The organism is Microbacterium sp. Bi128 (assembly GCF_918698205.1).
In genome coordinates this window covers 1-3,314 of record NZ_CAKKMM010000519.1, presented here as the reverse complement: position 1 = coordinate 3,314, position 3,314 = coordinate 1, and the positions used below count along the sequence as shown (strand labels likewise).

At 69.7% G+C, this 3,314-nt stretch carries 2 protein-coding genes, 1 tRNA gene and 1 pseudogene; all 4 read left to right on the top strand.

Annotated features, from left to right (window positions below; translation table 11 throughout):
- Positions 1-865, top strand: an 865-nt coding sequence (locus tag LQV45_RS22190) for an FAD:protein FMN transferase (protein WP_230008851.1), incomplete at its 5' end; no start/stop codon positions are given.
- Positions 862-2,445, top strand: coding sequence for an FAD-dependent oxidoreductase (locus LQV45_RS22185; RefSeq protein ID WP_230008850.1), 1,584 nt, complete (start codon positions 862-864; stop codon positions 2,443-2,445). The genes LQV45_RS22190 and LQV45_RS22185, both read left to right, overlap by 4 nt.
- Positions 2,446-2,627: 182 nt before the next feature.
- Positions 2,628-2,700 (top strand) — tRNA-Arg (locus LQV45_RS22180).
- Between the two features lie 190 nt (positions 2,701-2,890).
- A pseudogene (locus LQV45_RS22175) lies at positions 2,891-3,314 on the top strand (peptidase M4 family protein); the annotation flags it as partial.

The window sequence follows — 3,314 nt, the reverse complement described above, 5'->3', positions numbered from 1 at the left end:
TCCGGGCTGGGCGCACTTCAGCTTTGACGGGATCGGGACCCGCTGGGAGATTTCCACCCCGTCCCGGCTCTCCGGCGAGCTCCGCCGCGGCCTGCTCGCCACGGTGGCGGAGTACGACGCCGCGTGGTCCCGGTTCCGCCCCGATGCGCTCATTGCCGACGCAGCCCGGACGCCTGGCCGCATTGAGCTGCCCGCCGAAGGGGCCGCCCTGGGCGAGCTGTACGGCACCCTGTACCGGCTCACCGGGGGTGCGATGACCCCGCTCATCGGCGGGAGCCTGGAGCGCCTGGGCTACGACGCCACCTACACCCTGCGCCCGGGCGGCGCGCCGCTTCCCGCGCCCCGGTGGGAGGATGTGCTGGACTGGCAGGGCACCGCGCTGACCACCACGGTTCCGGTGGTGATCGACGTCGGCGCGGCCGGAAAGGGCCAGCTGGCCGATCTGCTCTCCGCCCAGCTCCGGGACGGCGGCTGCGCCGGGCATTTCATCGATGCCAGCGGGGACCTGCTGAATCCGGGGCCGGATCCGGTGGCGGTTGCCCTCGAGCACCCCTACGATCCCACCCGGGCAATCGGCACCGTCCAGCTGGGGGCCGGTGCCCTGTGCGCTTCCGCCGCCAACCGGCGCGCCTGGGGTGACGGGTTCCATCATGTCCTGGACGGCACCACGGGAGCGCCGGTGCGTACCGTTGTCGCCAGCTGGGCCATGGCCGGGACCGCGATGGTGGCGGATGCGCTGGCCACTGCGTTGTTCTTTGTCGACGGTCCGCGGCTGGAGCAGGAGTTCGATTGCGCCTGGCTCACGGTTTATGCGGACGGGCACGCGGAATATTCAGCCGACTTCGAAGGGGCCCTGTTCTCATGACTGCCATCACCACCACCGCCCTCGGCACGAGGCTGGACACCGCCTTGGGCCGGCTCACGATGTACCGGCTGGTGCTGTGGGTCCTGGCCGTCCTGGCCGGCTACAGCCTGCTGCTCAATGTGCTGGGCTGGCTGACGTTCGGGCTGCCGGAAATGCTGGCCCACCTTGCCCTGTGCCTTGGCCTGACGTACGCCTCCAGCCAGGGGCTGGCCGCACTGTTCCATGTGCGGCCGCACACGGAATCCTCACTCATCACCGGCCTGCTGCTGTACTTCCTTTTCTGGCCCAGCGAGCTGACCCAGGGCCTCCAGCTGGCGGAGATCGCCGGCGTCGCCCTGGCCTGCGTACTGGCCTCGGCCTCGAAGTATGCGCTGGCCTGGCGCGGCCGGCACATCTTCAATCCGGCCGCGGCGGGCGCGTTCCTGGCCGGGCTGACCGGGCTCAACATTGCCACCTGGTGGGCCGCGACGCCGGCCATGCTCTGGCTGGTGCTGCCAGGGGTGCTGCTGGTGCTCTACCGGACCCGGAAGTTCGCCATGGCCGCCGTCTTCACCGTGGTTGCCGTGTCCATCGTGGCCGCCGATCTGCTCCAGGCCGGGATGAATCTCCCCGAGGCCCTGTGGCAGACGCTCGCGCAGCGGCCGGTGCTGTTCTTCGTCGGGTTCATGCTCACCGAGCCGCTCACCCTGCCCCCGCGGCGCTGGCAGCAGCTGGCGCTGGCCGCCGTCGTCGGGGCACTGTTTGCCGTCCCCTACAACCTGGGGTTTGTGGCCAACTCCCCCGAGCTGGCGCTGCTCGCGGGCAACGCGCTTGCCTTCGCCGTCGGACAGCGGGGCGGGGTCCGGTTGGCGTTCGTCGCGAGCCGTCCGCTGACGCCCACGACGACGGAATTCAGCTTCCGCCCGGAACGTCCGGTGCGCTTCGCTCCCGGACAGGCCCTGGAGCTCCACCTGCCCCCGGACACGGCTGGCGACGCTCGCGCCGCCAGGGGCGATGGGAAGGGTGACGGCAAGGGAATCCGGCGCGTGTTCAGCCTGACCAGCGCCCCCGGAGCCTCCCTGCTGACGATCGGGGTGGGGACGGCCGAACCGGTGTCCTCAGCCAAGCGATCGCTGCTGTCCCTGGCACCCGGCGCCGGGCTCACCGCCACCACGGTGAGCGGCGACTTCGTCCTGCCCCGGGACCCGGCCACCCCCGTGCTGCTCGTCGCGGCCGGAATCGGGATCACCCCGTATGTGGCCCAGCTGGCCGGGGCGTCGGCCGGAAACCCGGCCGGGGACCGCGACGTTGTCCTGCTGTACCTGGCCAAGAGTGCCGCCGAACTGGGCTACGCCGAGGAGCTCCAGCGCTCGGGGGCGCGCATCGTGGCCCGGCTGGCCGACGGTTCGGCGCCGCCGGCCAACATGGAGGACGCAGGCGCCGGAAGGATTGACGCGGCGGCCCTCAAGGACCTGGTGCCGGACATCGGCGGCCGGGAAGTCTTTATCTCCGGCTCGCCCGCCAGCGTGCGTTCGCTGCGGGCCGCGGCGCGTGGCGCGGGCGCCCGCCGGGTCCATGTGGATACGTTCACCGGCTACTGACGCCGCTACTGAGCGGACCGGCCAATCCGCGGGATCGGCCAAGCTGAGGACCCCGCACATAGGCCGCGTTGGACCGAAACTTGACTCCACAAATGAGCGACCGTTTTCCATGGTTTTCCGTTGGAGGCCACCTTCCTGCTAAGCTCTAGGACGTCCCGCCGGTAACGGCAGGAACCCTGACTGCCCTCGTAGCTCAGGGGATAGAGCGTCTGCCTCCGGAGCAGAAGGTCGTTGGTTCGATTCCAATCGAGGGCACAAAATACCGGCATCGCCGGCAAACCCCGCTGTTTCATTGAAACGGCGGGGTTTTTTGTGCCCTGAATCCCGCCAAAAGACCGCGGAAATCCAGCGGCTTTGCCCCTGCCGATTGTCGGTGCTCCCTCGTAGGCTGTTTTCATCGGTGGCGGGCTACCCTGCCGGCTCCGAAGCATGAAGGGGGTCTCAAGTGTTCTTCTCAACCGTGTACTGTTCCATCGTTCCGCCCTATTTGCTCCGCAGGCTGGCCGCACAGCAAAAGCCGGAGCTCTCCAGGGCCGCCCACGCGGCAAAGCAGGCCCTGCAACACGTCCCGGGGTTCCAGGCCTCCCGCGCAGTGCCCGGGCCCGGCAGCCGCCCGGGCCTGCGGGAGCTCAAGCCGTCCCCGCCGGAACGGACGGTCTACGATGCCAAGTCCACCGAGAAGCTGCCCGGCAGCGTGGTCCGCAAAGAAGGCGAACCGCCCACCCGCGATCCCGCCGCCGACGAGGCCTATGACGGGCTGGGGCACACCCACCGCCTCTACGCCGAGGCCTTCGGACGCAATTCGATCGACGGCAAAGGCCTGCACCTTGATGCCACGGTCCACTACGGCCGCCTGTACGACAACGCGT

Coding starts and splice junctions, on each gene's coding strand:
- LQV45_RS22185 (WP_230008850.1), top strand. CDS start 862: ATGACTGCCATCACCACCACCGCCCTCGGCACGAGGCTGGACACCGCC.